This window comes from Desulfosporosinus shakirovi, from assembly GCF_020595055.1.
Taxonomy (GTDB): domain Bacteria; phylum Bacillota; class Desulfitobacteriia; order Desulfitobacteriales; family Desulfitobacteriaceae; genus Desulfosporosinus; species Desulfosporosinus shakirovi.
The window spans coordinates 12,431-30,276 of sequence record NZ_JAJDOO010000013.1; the positions used below are offsets into that span (position 1 = coordinate 12,431).

The 17,846-nt window shown below is 42.2% G+C and carries 15 protein-coding genes and 1 pseudogene; 6 read left to right on the forward strand and 10 right to left on the reverse strand.

Annotation, left to right across the window (positions count from 1 at the left end):
• The first annotated feature begins 105 nt into the window (after nt 1–105).
• The 5 genes from LJE72_RS12790 (at nt 106) to LJE72_RS12810 (ending at nt 6,718) form a co-directional block, all read left to right on the forward strand.
• Nucleotides 106–2,040, forward strand: coding sequence for a sigma 54-interacting transcriptional regulator (locus LJE72_RS12790; protein WP_229247983.1), 1,935 nt, complete (start codon nt 106–108; stop codon nt 2,038–2,040).
• 469 nt (nt 2,041–2,509) lie between these two features.
• A complete protein-coding gene (locus LJE72_RS12795; protein WP_229247984.1) occupies nt 2,510–3,286 on the forward strand; it encodes a glucose 1-dehydrogenase in 777 nt (258 codons plus the stop codon).
• Between the two features lie 432 nt (nt 3,287–3,718).
• A complete protein-coding gene (locus LJE72_RS12800) occupies nt 3,719–4,813 on the forward strand; it encodes a TRAP transporter substrate-binding protein (RefSeq protein ID WP_229247985.1) in 1,095 nt (364 codons plus the stop codon).
• A 106-nt stretch (nt 4,814–4,919) separates the two neighbouring features.
• Nucleotides 4,920–5,405, forward strand: a complete 486-nt coding sequence (locus LJE72_RS12805; protein WP_229247986.1) for a TRAP transporter small permease — start codon at nt 4,920–4,922, stop codon at nt 5,403–5,405.
• Nucleotides 5,402–6,718: a TRAP transporter large permease gene (locus LJE72_RS12810; protein WP_229247988.1), complete on the forward strand. Its 1,317-nt coding sequence runs from the start codon at nt 5,402–5,404 to the stop codon at nt 6,716–6,718. Before LJE72_RS12805 ends, LJE72_RS12810 begins: the two co-directional genes overlap by 4 nt.
• A gap of 169 nt (nt 6,719–6,887) precedes the next feature.
• Here the strand turns inward: LJE72_RS12810 and aroF are convergent, their stop codons facing one another.
• The 5 genes from aroF to LJE72_RS12835 all read right to left on the reverse strand — a co-directional run bounded on the left by aroF (nt 6,888) and on the right by LJE72_RS12835 (nt 10,615).
• Entirely contained in the window at nt 6,888–7,712 is an 825-nt protein-coding gene (aroF, locus tag LJE72_RS12815) for a 3-deoxy-7-phosphoheptulonate synthase (RefSeq protein WP_229247990.1), read from the reverse strand.
• Between the two features lie 53 nt (nt 7,713–7,765).
• Entirely contained in the window at nt 7,766–8,137 is a 372-nt protein-coding gene (gene aroH, locus LJE72_RS12820) for a chorismate mutase (RefSeq protein WP_229247992.1), read from the reverse strand.
• Nucleotides 8,138–8,146: 9 nt separating this feature from the next.
• Nucleotides 8,147–8,563, reverse strand: a complete 417-nt coding sequence (locus LJE72_RS12825) for a HutP family protein (RefSeq protein WP_073030252.1) — start codon at nt 8,561–8,563, stop codon at nt 8,147–8,149.
• A 276-nt stretch (nt 8,564–8,839) separates the two neighbouring features.
• Nucleotides 8,840–9,319, reverse strand: coding sequence for a hypothetical protein (locus LJE72_RS12830; protein ID WP_229247994.1), 480 nt, complete (start codon nt 9,317–9,319; stop codon nt 8,840–8,842).
• Nucleotides 9,320–9,355: 36 nt separating this feature from the next.
• Nucleotides 9,356–10,615 (reverse strand): BaiN/RdsA family NAD(P)/FAD-dependent oxidoreductase, encoded by a 1,260-nt coding sequence (locus LJE72_RS12835; protein WP_229247995.1) that lies wholly within the window; start codon nt 10,613–10,615, stop codon nt 9,356–9,358.
• A gap of 190 nt (nt 10,616–10,805) precedes the next feature.
• On the opposite strand from LJE72_RS12835, the gene LJE72_RS12840 reads away from it, so the two are divergent.
• Entirely contained in the window at nt 10,806–11,075 is a 270-nt protein-coding gene (locus LJE72_RS12840; protein ID WP_073030255.1) for a hypothetical protein, read from the forward strand.
• Nucleotides 11,076–11,082: 7 nt separating this feature from the next.
• On the opposite strand, the gene LJE72_RS12845 is transcribed toward LJE72_RS12840, so the two are convergent.
• The 5 genes and pseudogenes from LJE72_RS12845 to LJE72_RS12865 all read right to left on the reverse strand — a co-directional run bounded on the left by LJE72_RS12845 (nt 11,083) and on the right by LJE72_RS12865 (nt 17,735).
• Nucleotides 11,083–12,162 (reverse strand): 4Fe-4S dicluster domain-containing protein, encoded by a 1,080-nt coding sequence (locus LJE72_RS12845; protein ID WP_229247996.1) that lies wholly within the window; start codon nt 12,160–12,162, stop codon nt 11,083–11,085.
• A 166-nt stretch (nt 12,163–12,328) separates the two neighbouring features.
• Nucleotides 12,329–13,048, reverse strand: coding sequence for a FadR/GntR family transcriptional regulator (locus tag LJE72_RS12850; RefSeq protein ID WP_229247997.1), 720 nt, complete (start codon nt 13,046–13,048; stop codon nt 12,329–12,331).
• 143 nt (nt 13,049–13,191) lie between these two features.
• Nucleotides 13,192–14,496 (reverse strand): (Fe-S)-binding protein, encoded by a 1,305-nt coding sequence (locus tag LJE72_RS12855; protein ID WP_229247998.1) that lies wholly within the window; start codon nt 14,494–14,496, stop codon nt 13,192–13,194.
• A 2-nt stretch (nt 14,497–14,498) separates the two neighbouring features.
• Nucleotides 14,499–15,887 (reverse strand): FAD-binding oxidoreductase, encoded by a 1,389-nt coding sequence (locus LJE72_RS12860; protein WP_073030259.1) that lies wholly within the window; start codon nt 15,885–15,887, stop codon nt 14,499–14,501.
• A gap of 188 nt (nt 15,888–16,075) precedes the next feature.
• Nucleotides 16,076–17,735, reverse strand: a pseudogene (locus tag LJE72_RS12865) (L-lactate permease).
• Nucleotides 17,736–17,846 lie beyond the last annotated feature (111 nt).

Sequence of the window (17,846 nt, forward strand, 5' to 3'; positions counted from 1 at the left end):
AGGGCACTTTTTGACGCGAACACCAATAAATTAGACTTTATTTTATTTAAATATGCAAATATAATCAATTTATACACTAATCTAAAAATTAAGGAGCAGCGTCTTATGAAATTAATTAAATTAGCTAGACCCAGTCTGGTGCAGTTTGACCCTGATCAGCCCTTAGCCAAGACAGTGGATAGTATGATTGCTCATGAACTCATTTCTGCTCCCGTAGTGCAAAATAAAAAAATAGTTGGCATTCTCAATTTAGCATCAGCCCAAAAAAAGATTCACAAGGGTGCAGCCCTTATCAAGGATGCTATGCAAACGGACATCATTATTTATAAAGAAGGCATGGAACTAGAAGATGCTTTACTGGAGAATAATTCTTGGTTCCCAGCAGAAGATGCTCAGGGCAACTTTGTTGGATTAATTATGACCAAGACACTAATTAGTTACTTAAATAATAAGCTGGTCAATCAAAGTCAACACAGCCAAGAACTATTTGAACAAGCTTCAGTGACACAATTAAACCTGGAATTAGACACCATTATCGAATCCTCTTTTGACGGAATAGCAATTTGCGATCACGAAGGGCGAGGTATGAGATTTAATCAGGCCCATGCGCGCTTAACCGGCTTGGACGCCTCACACTTTATCGGCCAGCATATTAACGACTTATTCGAAAAAGGCATTTTTGAGTATGAGTCCATAACCGCCAAAGCCCTTCGTGAAGGACGAACCATCACCAGTGTGCAGAATATTAGTCCTACGGGTAAGCAAGTACTGGTTACCAGCTATCCTATTTTTGACAATGAGGGGAAGGTTTCGAGAGTTGTAAGCAATATCCAAGATATTTCTGAACTGCATAAACTTAGCGACCTCGTTCAACTGGAGTTGAGCATAGAGTCTTCGATGGATGAGTCTGCCACCTCCGCCTCTAAGTATTCCTATCAAGAAAGACAATACATTCTGCCGCACCCACTAATAGACCCGGCAGTCTCACGATTAGGTGAAGAACTAAGCGAATCCAAATTACTGGCAACCCATCAGACCGAACTGCCGGAATTAATGATAGAGCAACTCCGAAAGGATAAAATTATAGTGAAAAGCCCTGAGATGCTGAAGCTCCTTAACTTGGCAATTCGTACTGCCCGAACAGACTCCACTGTTTTGCTTTTAGGAGAATCAGGCGTAGGAAAAGAAGTATTATCCCGAGTCATTCATAACACAAGCACCCGAGCCTCTTCCGGAAGATTTATCCAGATAAACTGTGGCGCTATTCCGGAAACCCTCTTAGAATCAGAACTATTTGGCTACGAAGCAGGAGCTTTTACCGGGGCCAACCCTCAAGGAAAGCCCGGTATGTTTGAACTTGCCAACCTTGGTACACTTTTGCTTGACGAAATCGGAGACTTGTCAGCGAATTTGCAGGTTAAACTCTTACGTGTGCTACAAGAACAAGAGGTCTATCGTCTCGGTGGCATCAGCCCAATAAAATTAAATGTCCGTATTATTGCTGCCACCAACTGCAACATCTGGGAAAGAGTGCAGGAGGGAGTGTTTCGAGAAGACCTCTTTTATCGCTTATACGTTTTACCTATCGAGGTCCCTCCCCTACGGGAGAGAAAAGATGATATTCTGCCTCTGACTATGCACTTTATCCACCTGTACAACGAAAAATATGGTATCGAAAAACATCTTGATCCCAAGGCTATTTCTATCTTAGAATCCTATGGTTGGCCTGGTAATGTGCGTGAACTGCAAAATGTAATTGAGAGACTGTTAGTCGTCATAGAGGAAGATTCAATTCAACCCATGCATGTCGTCACACAGTTGTCTAAATTTAAGAACAAGGTTATTTCTCCGATTACAGTCAATGAGATCTTACCGATTCAACAAGCTAAAGAAATGTTAGAAAAGGATCTGATCACTATGGCTTTCAATTCTTACCCCTCAATTAGAAAAGCAGCTGAGGCTTTAGGTCTTGACCACTCAAATGTAATGCGTAAGGCTACAAAATATGGAATCAAAAAGGAATACAAAATCTATTCATGATCCAAAAGATCTTTAGTCAGAGGTGGTGATAATTGGCAGTGCAATCCTACACCAATTCAGTGCTCTGTTACACCACTCATTAATTTCTTGCTGATTCTTTGGAGGTCCTTCGGTTAAAGCTAATTATCCGTTAGCAGTCTATTCCCGCCCTTTGGGATATAATAAACGACTCTTAGCCGAACACCCCGTATATATAAGAAGATTTGGCCTATATCTTGCTTATATTGTGATATGAGATGCTTTACCCTTTAGGGAAGGTTCTTAGTTAAAAAAACTGAAGGGAGCGCACTAAAGATCATGATAAACCTTGTCTTATTAACCTAGCACTCAAGTCCGGTCGCTAATTTCTGATTATTTAGATTTCTTTTTCCGGCATTTATATGCTATTGTTAATTCAGGTTTATATCCATCATTTTACACAAAAGGAAACAAGTAGGCATCATTTCAATATTTAAAAGGAGACGGAAATATGGATATGTTGAAAAAATTGTTTTCACTTGAACGTAAAGTAGTTATTGTAACAGGTGGAGCACAAGGAATCGGAAAAATAGTTGCTGAACATATTGCAGCCGTTGGTGCTGATATTGTGATTTTTGACATGCAAGAAGAAAAAGCTAAGGCCACTGCTGATTCTATTGCAAAAGAATATAATTGTAAAACTATGGCGGTATGTGTAGACGTTACCAATCCGGAAATCATAGCTCAGGCAATTGAAAAGGCAGCTGCCGAAATGGGCGCTCTAGATTTGCTTTTTAACAATGCTGGGATTGCTCTGCCTAAAGCAGCCTTAGAGGTAAAACCCGATGATTGGCTTAAAGTTATAAGCATAAATTTAAATGGTGTTTTCTTTGTTTCGCAAGCATTTGCGAAATATTTGGTTGCTCATGATAAAAAAGGCGCAATCGTCAACACAGCTTCTATGTCAGGAACAATTATTAATTCTCCGCAAAAGACGGCATCCTATAATACGTCTAAAGCAGGTGTAGTACATTTGACGAAGTCCCTCGCAGTGGAATGGTGCAGCAAAGGAATACGGGTAAACTGCATCAGTCCCGGATATATTTTTACAGAGTTGACGTATAATGTTCCTCAAGAGTTTCAGGACAGCTGGATAAATTCAACGCCCTTTAAGCGCATGGGGACTCCGGAAGAACTAGCTGGAGCAGTCATATATCTGCTTTCAGACTCTGCATCCTATACATCAGGGTGTGATCTGATTATCGATGGATGTTTCACTTTGATATAATGATGTTACTTAAACTCTATCAGCTAAAAAGTCTCTCTATCCGCATTGTAGTAAGATTGCTTAATCCTGCTCCATTACAGATAGAGAGATATTTTTTGCAATTTTGGACTTATAAAATTGATTCGGTGTTATGTATCTCCAAATGGTGTGTTTCCGCACCAATTTAGATTGAAGATATCATGCAATTCCTCTTAGGTTGTGGTAACTTTAATTGTTTTCACATCCGTTGACAACTAAAAGATGCCACTCAAGTCATTGTATTAGTAATTCACAGAAAATTATTTATATTCTAAATTATATGGCATATTTTTTGCAATTAGATACTTTCAATCAAAGGGGGTGGACTGACAACAAGAAACTAATTACTTACGCAAAGTTTTCCAACGGTCAGACACTGCGCTAACGCTTTATAACGAAAGGAAGATGTATTATATGTTTGCGAAAAAACGAAGGATTTCTTCTAATTCGAGATTATTTACTTTAGTATTAGCCATAAGTTTAGTGTTAAGCACAGCGGGATGCGGTTCAAACCCTGCAAGTTCCGGCGGTACCACTGCTGAGACAACGAAGCGTATAGAATTAAAACTGGCCTCCTTTTTTCCTGCTACCCACCCCGTTGAAACTGAAATCACTCAGGGTTGGATAATAGCTGTGGACAAAGCTACGAATGGCCGGGTTAAAGTTACGAGTTATCCTGCTGAAACGCTTTTGAAATCTGCAGAAACCTATGAGGGTGTTGTTAAGGGTGTCTCCGATATAGGTATGTCCGCTTACGCCTACACCAGAGGACGTTTTCCGGTCGTTGAAACTTTTTTATTGCCAGGTATTCTTAATAAGAATTCCATGTCAGCCAGTTATTCGCTTATGGAAGGGATCAAAACTCTCAATCCTAAAGAATTGCAGGATACTCATCACCTCTTTAGTTGGGCCTCCGGACCAGGTAATTTGATGTCAAAGGCTCCTTATCGAGCATTGAATGATATACAAGGGCTGCAAATTGGTGCGAGTACAGGACTAGTAGGTGATGCGCTTAAATTATTAGGTGCTACACCAATCACAATGCCAATGCCCGAATGGTATGAGGCATTGCAAAAGGGCATCATGAAGGGCGGACTTTCTGCGGGAGAATTATTGAAGGGGTTCAGATTAGGGGACGTTACTGGTGACTACATTACTCAGACCCCTTTTATTTACAATCAAGCATTCTTCGTAACTATGAATTTGGATAAGTGGAATTCTATCCCCGCCGATGTTCAGAAACAAATTACCCAAGCTACTGAAGATTATTATGGCGGAGTTGTCCCTGGTATGTGGGACAAAATTAATGCTGCAGGCGTGAAATATACACAGGACAAAAAGAAGGTTGAAATAATAACCCTCTCCGAATCTGAAACCGCAAAATGGCTGGACCTTCTTAAACCAATGCACACCGATTATATTGCCGTATTAAACGGTAAGGGCTTAGAAGGAGAAAAAATCTTAACTGCTGTGATGGACATAGTTGATAAAAATAATTATAAATATTAGTACTATGATGACGAGGGCTTCAAGTGCTAAAGAAATTTCAAGGTGAATTTAGTACTTGACCCTCGTTTATTTATTTGTTTCTTTAATACTTAAGGGTGGTGACAAAATGGGAGTAATAAGCAAATCGGCTAGAAAAACTGGTTATATTCTTGATAATATTGCAAGGTGGATTGTAGTCGCTATGATGGTACTGGTCGTCGGCAATGTCATTTCACGCCAGTTTGGGACTCCGATACCAGGTGCCATTGAATGGACAGAATTTCTATCAGCAATGGTCGTAGGTCTTTCTCTGGCCTATTGTGGAACACAAGGCGGCCATATTTATTTAGAATTATTCACCGATAAACTTAACATAAAAGTACAAACTGTGCTTCATGGGCTGATCGATTTCTTGTGTTTGGTTTTTTTGAGCATATCTTTTTGGAGAATTATTATTTACGCCAACGATATGAAGCTTAGCGGACAGGTCTCCATGACCACTAAAACCCCCTATTATTTCTTTATCTATGTAGTTGCTTTTGGTTTATTGGCATATGCTCTCGTAACCTTAGGGTCTATGATTGATAACCTAAGAAAGGGAGTGCAGAGATGAGTCCAACCGTGGCAGGATTTGTTGGTGTTCTGGCATTCATAGTATTTTTGTGCTTGAAAATGCCTATCGCAATTTCCATGGGTCTCGTTGGCTTAGTCGGTTTTAGTTACTTGGTGACTCCTGCTGCCGCCTTCCGAATGATGGCCTCCGAATTTTATACCTCTTGGGCCAACTACTCTCTTAGCGTGATTCCCATGTTTGTTTTAATGGGTTACTTAGCGTATCACTCCGGAATAGGCACCCGACTTTTTAAGTTTGCCTATAATGTCGTGGGGCACTTGGGTGGTGGATTAGCTGTGGCGAGTCAAGTAGCCTGTGCTATTTTCGGGGCAGTTTGCGGTTCCAGTACGGCGACAACAGCGACGATCGGTTCCATTGCTCTTCCGGAAATGAAGAAGTACCATTACAATGATTCTCTTGCTACTGCCAGTGTAGCCGCAGGAGGTGCACTGGGTATTTTAATTCCTCCAAGTGCTATTTTTGTGATCTACGGAGTATCTACCGAACAATCAATTTCTAAGTTGTTCTTGGCTGGCATTACTCCTGGGATATTATTGATGATTGCTTATATGCTTACTATTTATGTTGTTAATAAACTAAATCCCACTCTCTGTCCACCCTCTGGAGAGGCAAGGGCATCTGGACGAGAAGTTTTAGCTTCATTGCGAGATGGTCTAATAGAAGTGATTGCGGTTTTCGTGATTTCTATCGGGGGGCTTTTTCTGGGGTATTTTACCCCAACTGAAGCAGGGGCCGTTGGGGCGGCAGGGGTGTTACTGGTTACTTTGATTGGCAGGACGATGAATTGGGAAAGATTCAACCACGCTTTAAAGGATACCACCAATACAACAGCCATGATTTTATTTATGGTAGCCGGAGCTATTATCTTCACCCGTTTTTTAGGTATTAGTCGAATTCCTTCTGAAATTGCTGAATGGGTCGGCGGTCTAGCCCTACCGCGTTTTTTTATCATGCTGATCATTCTTTTAATTTATTTGTTTTTAGGTGCTCTTATCGAGATGATTCCGCTCATCTTACTGACAGTACCAATTTTCTACCCAGTTGTCGTAGATACTCTGGGTTACGACCCCATCTGGTTTGGGGTAATCATCTGTATGACAGTGGCGATCGGGGTAATAACCCCACCTGTAGGCATCAATGCCTATGTTATTAGAGGGGTAGCTAAAGACGTACCTCTGGGAACCGTTTTCCGGGGTGTTTGGCCATTTATCCTTGCCGCCGTAATTGTGACTGTACTTCTGATTGCCTTTCCTCAAATTGTTACTATATTACCTAATTACTTAATTAATTGATTACTGCAAAATTATCGAAATGTTACCTTTAGAAAGCAATTCCGAGTAACAGTCAAGACAGTTTCCGATTTAATACTCAATTGTATGAAAAAGGCATCAACAGTCATATAAGAACTGTTGATGCCTTCTAAATCTTTTTTCCAATTTCCAATGTTCACTCCCAGAACAGTCATTCCGCAGATAATTGTCGTCCCACGGCTACTGCCACAGGTTTTACTTTTCCCATGAGTTCCGCAAAATGTTCGAAATTTAAAGATTGATCCCCATCGCTTAAAGCAAGCTCCGGTTGAGGGTGAACTTCAATCATTAAGCCATCAGCACCCGCAGCTATTCCAGCTAAAGCTACCGGGCTAACCAGTGACCATTTACCTGTACCGTGACTGGGATCTAAAAAGACAGGGAGGTGCGTTAATTCCTTTAAGGCAGGAATTGCAGTGATATCTACTGTGTTGCGGGTATATGTCTCAAACGTCCTAATCCCTCGTTCACATAAAACCACCTGATTGTTCCCTTCTGCCATGATATACTCTGCAGCATAAATCCATTCTTCTAAGGTTGAGGCCAAGCCCCGTTTTAATAAAACCGGATGCTTGGTTTTCCCAACTTCGGTTAGCAGGGTATAGTTTTGCATATTGCGGGATCCAATCTGAAACATATCAGCGACTTCCCCAACCCGCTCGATGTCACGAGCATCCATTATCTCTGTAACTACCGGCAGTCCGGTTAGTGCCTTAATTTGGGATAACATTTCCAAGCCGCCTATCCCTCTACCACGAAAAGAATAGGGAGAAGTTCTTGGTTTATAGGCTCCGCCTCTAAGCATTGTGGCTCCAAGACGTTGCACTTCTAAGGCTGTACTCAATAACTGCTCATAACTTTCAATAGCACAAGGACCAGCAATAACGACCAACTGAGGGCCCCCGATGATAACATCTCCCACTCGAACCGTAGTGGTTTCTTGTTGTTCATTCTTCCGTCGAGCGATTAGATTCACCGCACTCCCCTACTTCCTTATTAAAGTTACAGCTTAATTAATCCCTTGATTATCTAACTATCAATATCTACTACAAGATCTTTACGTAAATTTACCGCATTACGCAAAAAAATATGCCGAATTTCCTTTTGGCTACAGTCTGTATTTGCATGTAAAAGTACCCGAATGCAATATGGAAGTGCACCAGGTACCGGAATTTCTGTCGAACACAGAAGCGGTACTAACTGCCAGCCTATTGCTCTTGCACTTGATGCAGGAAAATCAGCATTTAGATCCGGTGTAACCGTGAAAATCGCACTAACCAAGTCTTCCGTGCAAAGTGAATTCTCATTGAGAATCATTTGCAAAAGTTCCTGGGTTGCTTCCCGTATCTCCTCTGCATTATTGCGATTAACTGTTGTCGCACCTCGTATTCCTCGCACCATCTTCTCCCCCTATTCCTTGGGAGCAACGCGGTGTCCCAATCCTACAGCCACTTCGTCTAAATGTAAGAGTCCTATTCCAAAAAATACTGCGACGCTTAAATGATCATTCTGACGAGCAATTCCAATTTTCCCACCAATATTTAAGCCCATTGCTTTATTCATTATCTGACTTAAGGCTTCACGAGTTGCGCCAGCTACTGCTCCTTCATCCCCATGTGTTTCTTGAATTGCCCCTTCACGTTTTGCGGCTACTATAGCTCGTTCTACAATCTTACGAACCGAAGCGATATACTCGCCACCATAATCGACTGCGGCTGTCTTAACTCCATTTCTGAGATAGGACTCTTTTAAATGGACCTCCTCTTCCCGGCTTTCTGTCATAGCCATCTTTAACGCGGCAAGCGCAATTTTTTTGCTCTGTGTCATCTAAGCGTTCTTCCTCTCTCATCAGTACTTATTAAATATTAAACAGCAGTATAAATGGTAGAAAAAGACACCTTTCAGTGTCTTAGTTTTCTTATAAAACCATCCCACCATTCTGCACTTATGAAATTTTTAAAACTAATTGTAAAAACTTTATTATAATAACCGGGATACCCTCCATCCTGCCATACTACCCTCCTTTTCTCATCTAATAAATGAGAATATAACAAAACAAATAATTACCAATAATTATAGTACTACGAAGAGCGCTTTGCAACACTAGGGCTTCACAGTAAAGTTCATGATATTACCTTGTAATATCATGGTCTGGTTATGACGGGGTTCAAGCAAACGAGCATCTTTTTTTATGACCTGAACTCTTATGGTCTGAGCAACTCCTATCCCATCCAACTGGATTTGACCGGATTGAACCGCTATTTGTTGTTCTCCTTTTGACAAATCAGCAATTACCGTACCATTTTGAACCACACGAATTGGCGCTGCCGGTGTAGCTTTTAAAGTTATCTGCCATGTCTTAACCACTCCTTCACGCTCAGCATTGGCGAGTGCAGGCAATTCCATAGGAGGAGCTTCCACCTTGGCCGCTACTGTCATATAGAAATCAAGTGGATCCCTTACCGCACTTAACTGCATTAATAAAAGTAAAACTGATGCCAAGACCATAACCCTGATAATCCGGCGTTCTCCTCGCTGAACTATGTTCCACAACCACTCTAATAAACTTCCTCTTCGACGCACGAACATCACCTCGAAAGAGTCTATGCAGAAAGCGTATTAATCATACCATTGACTGACAACATTCCCCGCTGCTTGACCAGCTCTGTAGCCCATGGCAAAAGCAGCTTGAAGGTTATATCCACCTGTTATGCCGTCAACATCTACAACCTCACCAGCCCAATAAAGTCCTTCAACACATTTTGAGGCCATGGTTTTAGGATTTATTTCTTTCACACTAATTCCCCCTGCCGTTACAATGGCTGTCTCTATGGAGAGAGTGTCTATGATGGTGAGGGGTAATCCTTGTAATAATTTAACCAAGGACTTGCGTTCTTCACGGCTGATTTGATGAACTACTCCTTCTGGATTTATCCCACTGAGACGGATTAGAACGGGAATCAAGCTTTGGGGTAGAAGATCATCCAGGGCATTTTTAGACTGCTTATTACTATACTTTTGAAAATCCCGTTGAACCCGGAGATCTAACTGTTCTGCTGAAAGGGCTGGTTTAAGATTAATCAGGAGTTCGACTTGTTTTCCTTCACGAAGGGCATCCCCCGCTTGACGACTCAACGTCAAAATAATGGGACCGGATACTCCAAAGTGTGTAAACAGCATTTCCCCAAACTCAACAGTCTGCTTCTTGCCCCCAATCCATAATGATGCTTCAACATTTCTCAGGGCAAGTCCCTGAAGCTCTTTTACCCAGTCTTCAGCTGTCTTGAGAGGAACCAACGCAGGTCGAGGGGTAATCACACTGTGACCCAGCTTTCGAGCAAACCGGAATCCGTCCCCGTTTGACCCAGTAGCGGGATAAGAGGATCCGCCGGTACAAATGACCACCCTAGGAGCCAGATACTTTTGTCCATTCCCTCGCACCCCTGTTACCTGTCCATTCTCAACCAAAACTTCTTCCACTGCAATTCCCGATTTTATAGTGACTCCTTTATTCTTGAGAAACGTCACTAAGGCATCAACAATTTTTTCCGCATCATCGGAGACAGGAAAAACTCGTCCTCCTCGTTCAACTTTTGTCTCAACTCCATAACTGGCGAAAAATTCTCTCAAGGCCACATTATCAAAATCCCGCAAAATGCCGTGTAAAAAGCGTCCATTTCCAGGATAATGGCTAATAAAATCAGACACATTTTCAACATTAGTTATGTTACAGCGCCCCTTACCTGAAATTGCAATTTTCCGGCCTAAACGTTCCTTCTTTTCAAGTAAAAGGACCTTTGCACCTCCTCTTGCAGCTTGTCCGGCAGCCATCATACCTGCAGCCCCGCCACCTACTACTATAACTTGATACTCGTTCATCCTAATTCCTTTCTTTCATTGACTCGGCTTCATATTAGCAGCTTGATTGAGTCAATTGTTATGTTATCGGCATTCTAATCCTTTACGGATTCAGGGTAGACATCCGTTAGCTTGTTTTTTGCCCCAGAAACTATTCTGTGCTAAGATTGAGATTAGCTTACATATAAGATTAGTTTGGGAGGAATGTTTAATGAGTCTTGACCAACGTTCTATCATTTTAGCACAAATTTCTGCTGCAGTTGCCTGTAATGCCTTGGCAGCACTCCGTCTAGCAATTACCGAGGGAACAAATGCAGGTTTATCTAAAGCAGAAATCCAAGAAATTATAAGCTTAGCTAAAGATATTCAACAACAACCTATTTCTCATGTAACCCATCTAACCGACCAAGTTTTGCGTGAACCCAAGAAAAAAGCACACGAGCATAGCGCTCATTGCGGGTGTGGCGGACACCATGCTTAACGTACAACTAGAGGGAGAAGAATCCTCTGTTGGCAGGATCACTGGTGGCACAGACTAAGCATAATTCTCCTTTATCAAAAATTCGTTTTCCACATTGGTTACAATACTTGGGACAGCCTTCGTGGACTAATATTTTTCCAGTAATTAACCGATGTGATAAGGGCTTAAAACTAAATGTCAGAGCTTTTGACCGACAGGTTTCCACACAACGGTGACATTGAACGCACTTCTGTGGTTCAAAAATAAGCCGCATGGATGTGATCTGCTCCTCTTTTGTCTGATCTCCCTCACCAGTGTCTGAGTTCCTTTCTTCTCGCTTTTGCAAGGCTCCTTGGGGACAAATTGCCGCACAAACACCACAACTGGTACATGAATCAGCAACTACAGCTAAAGCATGAAAAGGGATCTTTTCCTCTGCCGAAACCTCAAAGGCTTCGAGAAGCCACTGACGAGTTTTTGGAATTTGATACGATTCATCCGCCGCCATGCTTGGCAACCAGTCCTCTATTTTCTCTCGACTTTTTTGCCGCCAGCCCAATTTAGAATCCTTTTCAGTAACGGTCCTGCGTCCGCCAACTTCTGTAAGCACCGGTTTCTCAGCAAGCCCTTGATCTGGTCGTACTTTAATATGGACAGCAGGATGGTCCGGCCAGTCGGCATGAACCTGTTTAAAGATCTCAACACTGGATGCACAGGCCTGTCGATCCTCACAGTCTGAGCAAACTCCCGTTATAATAGTTGCTGTTTTTTCCTTAGCCAGCAACATCAGAGTCATCCAACTGTCTCGATCCAGTATCCCTAAGCACGGAATCTCAAAACCCTGAGGGACCGCCCTTGGGCAGTTTAAAACGATTCTTTCTGACTCTGACAGGTAATTATGGAGCTTGTCAATTGAATGATCTACAAAACCACCACTCGGGCAAACAGCCATACAAACCCCGCATTCTGTGCATTGTTTAGTATCCAGCTCTCGATACTCTGAGATAGCCTGATGCGGACAACTCTCTATACATAATTTACACGAACGAGCATAAGGTCTTTTAGTATTTAGACAATTCCCATTGTGGTATACCATTTGACATGTCATAGTTACATCCTCGCTAATAATTACTTCTTGTCCATGACTATTCGCTTTCTATCTCAGATTTCCTTCCTACATAGTATGATTACCTTTCGCTATCTCCCTCATTCTTAATAGTTAACTTTCTTAGCCAAAAGAGGCAGGAAACACTTCAGCTGTGTTTCCGCCTCTTTTATTTACTCTCTAAGATTATAGCCTTGGCAAGTTGGTTCTCTACCCCAACTAAGTGATCTAGCATAAGTTTCTGAGCTTTCTCTGCATCGTGATTTTTGATGGCTTCGTAGATAAAAAGATGCTCTCTATAAAGTTTTTCAGGAGTATCTTTATGTTCATAAAGTTTACTGCGACTGCTTTTCAAAGTCTTTCTCATTGTATCCGAAAGAGTGTTCATTAGACGAAACAAAATCTTGTTATGCGTCGCTCTGGCAATTGCATAATGGAAGTTATGATCCGCCTCTTCCCCTAAATGATACAATTCCAGATCTCTGCGCATGACTTCCAGGGCTTCAAACATTTCACAAATCTCATTTTCATCTGCTCTCTCAGCCGCCAATCCCGCAGCTTGTACCTCGAGAATTTTGCGTGCTTCGTAAAGTTCCAGATCAGTATCTTTTTCGATGAAAAGCATCCAGGCTAGGGGTGTAACTACTGATTCTATATTAACCTGCCTGATGTAAGTCCCTTCACCAGAACGAACTTCAATTAATCCCATCATCTCAAGGGCACTGATGGCTTCCCGTATAGACGCACGACTTACTTGAAACCGTTCAACTAATTCCCGCTCAGAAGGCAACCGGTCGCCAGGTTTTAGCTGCCCTTGAGCAACTAGTTGACCGATCTGATCAACAATTTGCTCATAGATTTTTCGGGTTCTAATGGGTTTTAGTATCACCCTATTCACTCCTCGCACACCAGTTGTATACCTATAACCGTTCTTAGTGTATCATAGCTAACCCCTATATGAAACATGGGAACACTTTATTATTATAAAGTGTTCCCATGTTTTACAACAATTAAGGTCGTGAGTATTCTCGCTTATAAAGAACGAATTTCGTTCTTTTTACCAGCTCTGTAGGATTCAGCCAATATCTGGATTGTATGCAGGACCTCTTCTTCAATTCCTGCATTTTCCGCCCCGCTTTTCAGCTGTAACCTGCAAGCCGGGCAACCAGTTGCGACTGTATCCGTGTGTGTCAATTCAATGTCGGCTGTTTTCCGATCCGAAATCTGTACAGAAAGATCAGGGTGAACGAGACTAAAGGATCCAGCCATCCCGCAACAACGACCAGGCTCTTTCATTTCAATCACCGTCACTCCGGGAATACTCTTTAATATTTCTCGCGGTTCTTTATTAATCCCTTGACCACGATTTAAATGACAAGGATCATGATAAGTGACTTTCCGGTCCACTCGGCCTAACCCTTGTTTTTTGAAAGGGACTTTATGAATCAAAAATTCGGAAATATCATATGATTTGCCAGCCCACTTATCAGCCAATGCTTTAAATTCCGGGTCATTCTCTAGCAATTCACCAAAAACATGCTTCCAAGCAGTCCCTCCAGAAGAACAGGCAACAACTAATGCGTCCGCACCAAGCTTCTCAAATGCTCTTAAATTGCGTTTTGCCAAAGCACTGGCAGATGCTACATCCCCATTAACTGAGGCGGGTATACCACAGCAACCCTGACCCTTTGGAATGACCACTTCAATGTCGTTTTCTTTGAGAACCTCAACCACTGCTTTTCCAATATCTGTATAGAAATAGTTTATCATACATCCTGTGAAGAAGGCCACTCTCATCTTTGGATTTTTGACCTTAACCACTTCCGGAAACTCAGAACGTAGAGTTTTGCTGGCAAGCATAGGAAATACTTTGTCTGTCCCTATGCCAATATCAAAGCGCATCCGGGCAATACGATCACTTTTGTGGGGTACATGCTTTAGGGCTACGCCCTGAAAAAGGCTTCCTGTCTTCATCCCAAAATCAAACATTCGTTGCATCTTGAGCGCAGTAAAGGCAATCTTTTTGACCGGGTGCAATCCTTTTTTGCGAACAGCTTCTGCCCTCGCAGCCAAGATTATCTTATCAAATTGAACTCCACAGGGACAGTTAGTGTTGCAAGCCATACAGGTTGTACACAGGGAAAAGCGATCAGCCAGCCTCTCGGTCATTTCAATTTCTCCAGAAAGGAGGTATTCCACTAAACTTATCTTTCCCCTTGCAACTCCAACCTCTTGGCGTGTTTCCTTGTAGATAGGACAAACCGCCATACAGTTTCCACATTTCATGCATTTATGGAGTTCTTCGGTAATCGAATCCAGCGAATTATATACGGACACGATTAGTCCCTCCTTACTATCTTCCCAGGGTTCAACAAATAGTTGGGATCCAGGGCTTCTTTTATTCTCCTTAATGCAGCGACACCAGCTTCTCCAAACTCCCAATCTAGATATTTCATTTTTGCAATCCCGATCCCATGTTCACCTGAAAGAGTCCCTCCCAAAGATATGGCGGTCTGGAAGATTTCATCGACTGCTAGGTGAACCCGCTTCATTTCGTCCTGATCTCGTTCATCTGTCAAAATCGTAGGATGCAGGTTCCCGTCTCCAGCATGCCCAAATGTGGCAATATTGAGATTATGCTTATCGGCAATTCTACGAATTGCTTTAAGCATATCGGGAATTTTACTTCTGGGTACGGTTGCATCTTCAAGGACTGTTGTCGGTCTTTTTTGAGCAAGGGCGGGAAGTGCACTCCGGCGAGCTAACCACAAAAGATCGCGTTCTTTATCATCTTTAGCAATTTTAACTTCGACAGCCTGCTCGTCCTTTAAAATTTGCTCTACCAAAACAGCTTCCCTTTCGACCACTTCTTTATATCCGTCGACTTCAATCAAGAGGACCGCTTCAGCATCTAATGGAAGTCCAGCATGGACAAAATGTTCAACGGTTTGAATCGTTACATTATCCATAATTTCTAGGGTTGCTGGAATAATCTTATTACGGATTATCGAAGCAATAGCTTTTCCTGCCTTATCGACGTCATCAAAAACGGCCAAAATACTCTTGCGAGCCTCGGGAGATGGTATTAATTTCACGATGATTTCCGTAACAATTCCCAGCGTTCCTTCAGCCCCGGTAAAGAGGGCTACCAGATCGTATCCTGTAACATTTTTAACCGTTTTTCCGCCCCACCGGATGACCTCGCCATTGGCCAAAACTATTTGCAATCCCATAATATAATGCTTGGTTACCCCATATTTTAGACCACGCAATCCACCCGAGCATTCCGAAAGTGAGCCACCCATCGTTGCGGTAGTGACTGTTCCAGGGTCCGGCGGATATAACAAACCGAGTTTTAGCACCTCATCATTAAGCGCCTGGATGATCACCCCTGGTTGAACCGTCGCCGTCAAGTTATCCTGGTCTATTTCCAGGATCTTATTTAGATTAAGCATAGAGAGAACAATTCCACCCTTTGTGGGAATAGTCCCTCCACTAAGATTAGTACCAGAACCGCGTGGATAGATCGGAATATTGTGGCGTACAGCTATTTTTACGACCTCTGCCACTTGTTCAGTAGAAAGGGGTGAAACCACAACATCTGGCTTATGATGTTTCATCGCGGCGGTCGCATCATAAGCATAGGTCAGTAAGTCTTCCTGCTCAGTGAGAACGTTCTCCGCACCCAGCACTTGAATGAGTTCTTGTAAGACTTCACGAGCTAACATCCATCTACCCCCTATATTGTGAAAATTTTAATTTTGTCTGACTGTCAGACCATCTAACCATATATTAATGCAATTATCATTAAATTTCAATATGTAAATTAAATTCTCTTCAAATAATAAGGGGAAGGGCTTTAAAAACTGCCGCTTCCCCTTATTAGAGTTAATTTTTTAGTTTAAGCTTCATGTGTTCACTGGATAAATGTTTCGATGGTTGGCATCATACCCGGAACCACATACGCCTGTAGGTAGGTCATAATGCAAACAAGAAGTAAAAGAAAGAGTGAATGTTTAAGTGTAAAGCGGAAAAGGTCAGACTCTTTCCCCACAATCAGTTGCTGCTGCCGCTACAGCAATTGATTGTGGGGAAATCATTTTTCCCACTACTCCACCAGAGCTGTTGGATGCAATGGTCAGAACAGGGTTGACACCGACTTGTTGGCCTGTGACATTTTGAAGTTGGCCAAATAAAGCGTTTGCCGAGGTGTCTGAGCCGGTTAAGAAAACTCCCAACCAACCAAGTACAGGTGCGAAGAAGGGAAATAAATGACCAGTTTGGGCAAACAAAAGACCTAGTGTATATGAAAGTCCGGAATAGTTTGCAATATAGGCGAAACCCAGTACTGAAGCAATCGTAATAGTTGGATAGATGAGAGTTTTCAATGTAGCCCCTGCCACTTTAGCTCCTCTGGCAGGGTTAATTCGAAGAATAAACATAGTTATAATTGCTGTGATTAGGATTGCAGTCCCCGCAGCAGTGAAGAATTCCCACTTGTAATAAGCTGAATAAACTGTTGGTTTAGTAACAATTGGCATAGTTTTCATAACTAATCCATCCAACCCCGGCCAATGCGGAATGTTTATAAACCATTGAAGTTGATTTGTAATGAAATCCTTAAAGCTAGATGTTCCCCAAATCCCCACAATAATGGTAAGTATTACAAATGGAGACCAAGCTTTAAGGATTTGACCACCGGAATATTTTTTGTACTGTTCGATTTTTTCCCCTTTCTCATTCGGAAAGCGCCAAATATTTTTAGGTTTCCAGAATTTGAGTAAAATAGCAGTAGCGATGAGGGAAAACAGTGAGGATATAATATCCGGAAGCATAGGTCCGAGATAGTTTGATGACCACCACTGTGCAACGGCGAAGGTGGTTCCTGAAACGGCAATGGCAGGAAGAACCTCTTTAGCCCCTTTCCAGCCGGCCATGAGAATAATTAAATATAATGGAATGAACACCGAAAGGAAGGGAAGTTGACGTCCGACTGCTGCCGAGATAAGGTTGGCATCAACACCTGTTACTGCACCAGCGGCAATAATTGGCGCGCCAATCCCTCCGAAGGCAACCGGGGCAGTGTTTGCAATTAAGCAAAGACCTGCCGCATAGAGAGGTTCAAAACCCAGTCCAATTAAGATGGCACCCGTAATTGCAACGGGTGTACCAAATCCGGCAGCCCCCTCTAAAAACGCACCGAATGAAAAAGCAATGAGGAGGGCCTGAAGACGACGATCATTGGACAAAGAAGCAATTGAACTTTTAATTATATCAAATTGTCCAGCTTCAACGGTAAGGTTATATAGAAAAACTGCTGTTACAATAATCCAAGCAATAGGAAACAATCCATTCAGAATTCCAAGAGCACTTGCTGATAGCGCAATACCTATTGGCATCTTGTAAACAAGCACTACTATAATAATAGTAAATAAAAGCGTGGATACCCCAGCGATATGGCCCTTCATACGTTTAATGGCTAAAGCCCATAATAGATAAAAAATCGGTAACGAAACCACAAGTGCCGTTAACCCAACGCTACCTCCAAGTGCAGAATAGTTCTGTGTCCATTCCAAGTCAAATACCACCTTTCGTTTGTTATGTAGCCTTTAATATTTCTCCATTTTTCCCGTTTGACTTCTCCTTTCCCATATTAATTCCTTGCGTGGCCTGACTGCCCTACCATC